General features: G+C 59.9%; 9 protein-coding genes and 2 pseudogenes. 3 read left to right on the plus strand and 8 right to left on the minus strand.

Going from position 1 to position 5,876, the window contains the following annotated elements; all coding sequences use genetic code 11:
• The first annotated feature begins 338 nt into the window (after positions 1-338).
• Positions 339-749 (plus strand): helix-turn-helix domain-containing protein, encoded by a 411-nt coding sequence (locus ACFQPB_RS23490; protein WP_382228743.1) that lies wholly within the window; start codon positions 339-341, stop codon positions 747-749.
• 94 nt (positions 750-843) lie between these two features.
• On the opposite strand, the gene panD is transcribed toward ACFQPB_RS23490, so the two are convergent.
• From panD to ACFQPB_RS23510, 4 genes and pseudogenes are all read right to left on the minus strand, one after another.
• The gene (panD, locus tag ACFQPB_RS23495) at positions 844-1,227 is read right to left on the minus strand and encodes an aspartate 1-decarboxylase (protein ID WP_382228746.1); all 384 of its coding nucleotides are present in this window, start codon (positions 1,225-1,227) and stop codon (positions 844-846) included.
• A 100-nt stretch (positions 1,228-1,327) separates the two neighbouring features.
• Positions 1,328-1,657 (minus strand): annotated as a pseudogene (locus tag ACFQPB_RS23500) (IS91 family transposase); the annotation flags it as partial.
• A gap of 12 nt (positions 1,658-1,669) precedes the next feature.
• A complete protein-coding gene (locus ACFQPB_RS23505; RefSeq protein ID WP_382228749.1) occupies positions 1,670-2,605 on the minus strand; it encodes a tyrosine-type recombinase/integrase in 936 nt (311 codons plus the stop codon).
• 56 nt (positions 2,606-2,661) lie between these two features.
• The gene (locus tag ACFQPB_RS23510) at positions 2,662-3,033 is read right to left on the minus strand and encodes a hypothetical protein (RefSeq protein WP_382228752.1); all 372 of its coding nucleotides are present in this window, start codon (positions 3,031-3,033) and stop codon (positions 2,662-2,664) included.
• A 35-nt stretch (positions 3,034-3,068) separates the two neighbouring features.
• Here ACFQPB_RS23510 and ACFQPB_RS23515 point away from each other — a divergent pair.
• A pseudogene (locus ACFQPB_RS23515) lies at positions 3,069-3,152 on the plus strand (transposase domain-containing protein); the annotation flags it as partial.
• A 123-nt stretch (positions 3,153-3,275) separates the two neighbouring features.
• Here ACFQPB_RS23515 and ACFQPB_RS23520 read toward each other — a convergent pair.
• The 3 genes from ACFQPB_RS23520 to ACFQPB_RS23530 form a co-directional block, all read right to left on the minus strand.
• The gene (locus ACFQPB_RS23520) at positions 3,276-4,451 is read right to left on the minus strand and encodes a hypothetical protein (RefSeq protein WP_382228755.1); all 1,176 of its coding nucleotides are present in this window, start codon (positions 4,449-4,451) and stop codon (positions 3,276-3,278) included.
• Positions 4,452-4,636: 185 nt separating this feature from the next.
• Positions 4,637-4,945, minus strand: coding sequence for a hypothetical protein (locus tag ACFQPB_RS23525; protein ID WP_382228758.1), 309 nt, complete (start codon positions 4,943-4,945; stop codon positions 4,637-4,639).
• A gap of 18 nt (positions 4,946-4,963) precedes the next feature.
• Positions 4,964-5,119, minus strand: coding sequence for a hypothetical protein (locus ACFQPB_RS23530; protein ID WP_382228761.1), 156 nt, complete (start codon positions 5,117-5,119; stop codon positions 4,964-4,966).
• A 228-nt stretch (positions 5,120-5,347) separates the two neighbouring features.
• Between ACFQPB_RS23530 and ACFQPB_RS23535 the strand changes: the two genes are divergently transcribed.
• The gene (locus tag ACFQPB_RS23535) at positions 5,348-5,638 is read left to right on the plus strand and encodes a hypothetical protein (RefSeq protein WP_382228764.1); all 291 of its coding nucleotides are present in this window, start codon (positions 5,348-5,350) and stop codon (positions 5,636-5,638) included.
• Here ACFQPB_RS23535 and ACFQPB_RS23540 read toward each other — a convergent pair.
• Positions 5,629-5,876 (minus strand): transposase (locus ACFQPB_RS23540; RefSeq protein ID WP_382228767.1); only part of this gene is annotated, 248 nt, incomplete at its 5' end. The genes ACFQPB_RS23535 and ACFQPB_RS23540 overlap by 10 nt on opposite strands.

Here is a 5,876-nt window from a genome sequence, read left to right on the forward strand (position 1 = left end):
AGGCCACCATACCCGTTTACAAAGCGAACAGGAAAGTCAATGAAATCAACGGTCTACCCAGACCACCCCCGCGCCAGTGCTAGCTTTGCGTACCGTCACTTATTGCACTGAAAACGAGGAGACCCCATAGAAACTCAAATAGCGCATGCACTGGGCTGCGACGCTGAACGTGCTGAAACCTGACTGGTAGCGACCATTCAATAGGTCGGGTGTCTGTCTCTCCCATCCGCGTTGAACCGCGCGCACGGGTTAGCCCCAAGGAGGCGCTGTCAGCTTGCAGATGTACGATCTGATGTATGAGCACATTCGCAACCAGCCTGAAATCGGAAATCGCACGTGTGGCCCGCAAGGAACTCAAAGATGAGTTGCTGTCCCTGCGCAAATCCGCCGCCGCCCATCGCTCCGAGATCGCCGCAATCAAACGCGACGTCAAAGCATTGATGGTGGCGCTGCGCGCCACACAGCGTGCTCTGCCCAAACCTGAGGCAGCACCAACAAAAGAGCCGGGCACTTCTTCAGCCCGTGGGCCGAAGTCCAGCGCCAAGGAACTCGATGCTGCCGCCTTTGCCGCGTTGCGCCAGTCATTTGGGATCACCCAAGCCCAGATGGCCAAGTTGGTCGAGGCGTCGCCACTGTCGGTCTACAAATGGGAGTCGGGCAAGGTGACACCTCGAGCCGCACAACTCGAGCGCATCCAGGCCGTCATGAAAATGGGCAAGCGTGCAGTGGCCAACCGCCTGGCTGCATAACCACAGGCAATCAGCCCTTGCGCCCGGCACCGAGCAGAGTGCTTGTTCCAGCCGACGCGAATGCGGGTCCTGAGTAGCCCACATCTTCGTAAGCTCACTCGCCCAGTTGAATCGGCACCTGGTGGCGCAACTCGGTTTGTCGGTTGTTCGAGTCGACGAACACCAACTGGGGAACGTGGTTTGCCACCTGGTCTTGGTGGACCTGGGCAAAGGCCGCGATGATGATCAGATCGCCAGCCGACGCACGGCGTGCGGCTGAGCCGTTCACCGAAATCATGCCTGTCCCACGCTCGCCGCGAATGGCGTAGGTGATGAAGCGCTCGCCGTTGTTAATGTTCCAGATATGGACCTGCTCGTTCTCTGCGATGTTGGCGGCATCAAGCAGGTCTTCGTCGATGGCGCAGGAGCCCTCGTAGTGCAGCTCGCACTGGGTAACAGCGACACGGTGGATCTTTGACTTCAACAGGGTGCGAAACATGAGCGTCTCCAAAATTGGCGCGATTCTGCCTCAGGTACGGCACATAGAGATCAGTCCAGCGACTATTCGTAGTGGCCCTTGCTGCAATGACTCGCATTCTGATTTTGGCAATGGGCGCCGGCAGCGTGAAGACCACGTGGCAGTACTCCACCGGCAGCAGATCGGCCTGACGCGCATCCAGCCACCGCTTGGCAGCGCTGCTCTGGCACTTCGGGCAGTGCCGGTTGCGGCACGAGTTGTAGGAGACCTCATCCTGGCCACACCCGTCGCACCGCAGGACATGGCCACCCAGTGCCGCCGTGCGGCACTGGGTGATGGCCGACATCACCTTGAGCTGAGCCAGACTCAGGCGACCGCGCTGGGCCTCACGCCAGTCAGGTCCATGGGCACGGAAGATGTCGGCGACCTCCAGGGCGGGTCGCGCCTGCACGATGGCGTACCACTACAGGGCTGGCGGCTGCGGTGCAGGTTCGGGCGCTGGTTCGCCTGCGGGCTTGGCGGTCGTGTGATCCAGAGGGCTGATGACCCGGCGCAGCAGGTCGGTGGCCACAGCAGCGTACAGGGTCGTGGTATCCAGCCGCTTGTGTCCGAGCAGCACCTGGATGACGCGGATATCGACCTTCTGCTCCAGCAAATGGGTGGCAAAGGCATGGCGCAGACCGTGTGGCGTGATGCGCTTGTCGATGCCGGCCGTGGCGGCGGCCAGGTGCACGGCGCGGTTGAGCTGGCGCGCGGTCACGTGATCGGTGGGGTCCAGGCCAGGGAACAGCCAACCACCATGGCGGATCTTGCCCTGGGCATGGCCCAGCCTCCACCAGGCACGCAGCCGCTCCAGCAGCACGGGGCTGAGCATGGCGTAGCGGTCCTTGCGGCCCTTGCCCTGCTCCACGCGCAGGGTCATGCGCTCACCGTCGATGTCGCCGACCTTGAGCGAGACGACCTCGCTGACGCGCAGGCCCGCGCCGTAGGCCACCGACATGGCGGCCTGGTGCTTGAGGTTGGGCGCGGCGGCGATCAGGCGGCCGACTTCCTCGGGGCTCAGGATCACGGGCAGCTTGCGAGGCACAGCCACGTGCGTCATCTTGAGCATGAGCTCCGGCCGGCCCAGCGTGATGTCGAAGAAGAACTTCAGCCCGGTAATGGTGGCGTTGATGGTGACTGGGCCGGTGCCGGCGTCCACCAGATGCAGCTGGAAACGGCGCAGGTCCTCCGCGCTGGCGGTGTGCGGCGAGCGGCCGAGGAAGGTGGCGAGCTTGCGCACGGCGCGGATGTAGCCGTCCTGCGTGTGCTCGGCGAACTGGCGCATGCGCATGTCCTCGAGCATGCGTTGGCGCAGCGGCGAGACGGCCGCGGATGGGGTCGGGGTGGAAACGTCCATGATCCTGCTCCTGTCGGTGACCGAGGCGGATTGCCTCGACCGCAAACATCGCAGAATCACCGGCGCAACGAAACGCCACCAACGTAGCCGGAGCGTCCACCGCGCGAGCGGTTTAGTCCTCCGCTGCACTTCGGACTTTCAAGTAGCCCACCACGTCTGCGCAGGGTACGGCAGTACTTCGAGAGAAACCCGGCACTCTCCGCCACCTGAGGCCCACGTTGAGCCAGCATTGATTGGCGACTGAGCAGATGGTCTCGGGCTTCATCTTTACCCACTCCCAGCAGCACAGCACACTCGAGCAAGTTGCTCAGGCTGGACGCGCGCTCCCCGCTTTTGGTCACCCTGAGGGCGTGGATCCCGGACGGCTTGTGGTACGGGGCAATGTCAAACGCAGGTGACAACCCCCACTGTCCAGCTCTGTAGAGCAAGCCGTGGTTTCTCGCATGGTCATCGAAGTTGCCGGCACGACCCGTATGCCTACCTCAAGGACGTGCTCACGCACAAGGCAAGCCGCATCGTCGAACTGCTGCCACACCGTTGGAAACCCGTCGACGCCTCATCACCGGCCTCGATAGGCCTGGGTTTGCCGGACGCTTACAGAATTTTGACGCCCGACGCACATAGTCGGACGACAAATCGAGCTTTTGGTCGCATTCCCGCCGTCAGAATTTCAAGGCATTCTTGGTCGGGAAGCTGATTGAGTTTCCGAGATCGAAGTCACAGTATTAAACCCGTTGATTTGAGAATTACTTTCGCCATGCCCTTTCCTGTGCCCGTGCCGCTTGGATGCGTAGTATTTGCTGTTGCTGGCCACGTTGGTGTGCCCCATGAGGATAGCCACGTCTTCGCGGGAATATTTGGCTTTTGCGTTGGCTGCAAACTGGTGTCGAAGTACGTAGAGGGTGTAGATCTTTTTCCCCTTAAATGCATGCTGGCAGGCTCGAACCAGGCATTTGCGGCAGGCCTCATAGTATTTCGAAAACGGCTCCCCGGATTCAATGTGCTTTTTGATCAGGTAGAGGTGGTTATCGACCCACATCGCATCTTTCTGATCCAGTGGTATGAACCGGTGCTGAGGGGACTCGGTCGAAATGATCGAAGCGCCCAGCGCCTCGGCATCAAAAATGGAGTGGATTTCTTCAAGCGGGAATTCTTGGCGAGCAGCCTCGATCTGCATATTGACCGGGACGGCGGCCTTGCGCTTGGAGTTCTTGACCTTGAGGACGTATTTTTTCGGGCCAGATGGCTGAGGGTATTCGAGCAGTTCAGCGAATTCCCATTCGCTTGGGCGCAGGCCAGCGGCGATGCCAGCCAGGAGCCAAATTTGTGTGGCGAGCCCCAAATTACGCTGCTTATTGTTGGCCATTAGGTGATTGACCAGCTTGTCGATATCTGCTGCGGGGATGCTGATCGGGTGGCGGACATCCCGGTTGGATTTCCCGACCCTCTGGGCGGTGCTGCGCATTTCTCGGACTCGGAGGTAGGCCTCGCGGGCTCCGGGACGGTCGCTGAAGATTCCTTGGGCGAACGCCCACATCAGGGCCGAGCGGTAGACGTCGAAGGTGCCCCGGTTCCTATTGGGGGCGGCGGCCCAGCGCTCAAGCTCGTCTGCGATCTCGGTGGGAAAACATTGCGCGGTTGTGAGAAAGCCCTCGTCGTCCTTGTCCTCAGGGTACAGAAACGCTGCGGCCTGGCGCTCGATTTGGCGGGCGAGCGTTTGGTACTGCCGGGTCGTTTTTGGGTGGCGCCGAGAGGGCTGCTCAGGCTGATTTGAACCGTTTTGTGCTGATCCGTGCTGGGGGAGTGGTGGCCCCTTGTTGATCGGCCCTGTTTGGATGGGCTCCATGCGATGACTCCCTTGGGGTTTTCCCCTTTAGATTTTCCCCACATTGTACCCTAAGCGGCACTATTAATAAGTGCCGAACATAACGTATGTCAAATGCCACTTATAAGGGGAGAAAAATACCACTAAGCAAGCCTGCGGCCCAATCGATTGAGCCGTGAACGGCTTTCAATCGATGCCGGCTGTGATCATCTGACAAGTCCAAGCATTTGATCGCTGAGCACTGCTGCGAGGACATTCGCTCCGCTGACGCCGGTACTAACAAGGGGTAGGCCAGTTAGTACCGGCTTGGCAAACTGGTACTTATGCGGGGGTAGGCTGTTAGTGCCGGCGTCGAAAAATGGGCCTTTGCTGCAAAGGGGATTTTGAGCGCCGGTGAGATGCCTTTCGGCAAAAGTCTTCACCAGCGCTGCGCGACGCTTTGCATTGGTCTCAATTTGAAGCGTGTGAAAGAGCCCTGGGTGCAGCGCCGGATCGATGTAAAGTTGAATTCGCATCGCTTTTTGCGCCAAAACTCAGGCTGGCTGGACCAAGCGCTGCGCATCGGTCTGTGAGATGGCCTGGAAGCCGCGCAAGTTCGGGAAAAGGCCCATCAGCGAGGTGAAAACGGATCCGTTTCGGAAGCGCTTCTGCCGCTCGGCGGCGTACTTGCTGGGGTGGCCACCCATCATGTGAATGATTTCGATTCGATCTTCCAGGCTCTTCGATCAATCAGCTGATCGGATCTTCAACCGCGGCGCGCATAACTGGATCAAAGATTTTCAGATTGTGTGCAGTGCCCAAATGGCGGAATCCCGTCCCATTGCGCAGCGATTCGTTGAATCAGATCAAATTGCTTGAGGCAATGGGGATCCGATTACGATGGACAGCGCTTCGGCGACAGCGCGAACGATGCGGTCGTGGCCCGCATCAAAAGTTGCGCCGGACGCTTTGGTATTGATGCGATCCTGATCCAACAGCAGCCAATCGAGCCTGTTTTTGCCTGGGTCCACCACCAGCATGCAGATCTTGGAGAGCGATTCCGCGTTAGCAGGCCGTTGAAAAAATGCTCATCGAACGCGCCAGAGTCGTGGATTTTGAAGAAACGGGTCGCCCAAACTGGTCTGCGCAGCGATTGGAGCGGCCATTACGGCCTGTTTGCAGGCCGTTTTGCCCTTTTCGGGCGCACGTATCCCATGGTTCACGCATGATGCGCGTCCCACCAACCGCCCAGACTGCCCATGCGCACCAGGTTGTAGGTGGCAAAGCACAGCAGCGCCTGGCCCGCGAGCTTGGCCTCACCGATCAATTTGGTCTTGGCTAGACCACCCACTGTCTTGATCCAGCCAAAGGCCTCCTCGATGCGCTTGCGCACTTTGAGGCTGGTCTTGTAGCCCTCGTGGCGCCGGATGCGGCCATCGACCGCCGAGTGCTTGTCCTTGGCCGCCA

Source organism: Hydrogenophaga atypica, assembly GCF_042665215.1.
Classification (GTDB): Bacteria; Pseudomonadota; Gammaproteobacteria; order Burkholderiales; family Burkholderiaceae_C; genus Hydrogenophaga; species Hydrogenophaga defluvii_A.

Bases quoted from the DNA above. Each gene is read 5' to 3' on its own strand.
- ACFQPB_RS23520 (WP_382228755.1), bottom strand. From the start codon at position 4,451: ATGGAGCCCATCCAAACAGGGCCGATCAACAAGGGGCCACCACTCCCC.
- ACFQPB_RS23530 (WP_382228761.1), bottom strand. From the start codon at position 5,119: ATGATGGGTGGCCACCCCAGCAAGTACGCCGCCGAGCGGCAGAAGCGC.
- ACFQPB_RS23525 (WP_382228758.1), bottom strand. From the start codon at position 4,945: ATGCGAATTCAACTTTACATCGATCCGGCGCTGCACCCAGGGCTCTTT.
- ACFQPB_RS23505 (WP_382228749.1), bottom strand. From the start codon at position 2,605: ATGGACGTTTCCACCCCGACCCCATCCGCGGCCGTCTCGCCGCTGCGC.
- panD (WP_382228746.1), bottom strand. From the start codon at position 1,227: ATGTTTCGCACCCTGTTGAAGTCAAAGATCCACCGTGTCGCTGTTACC.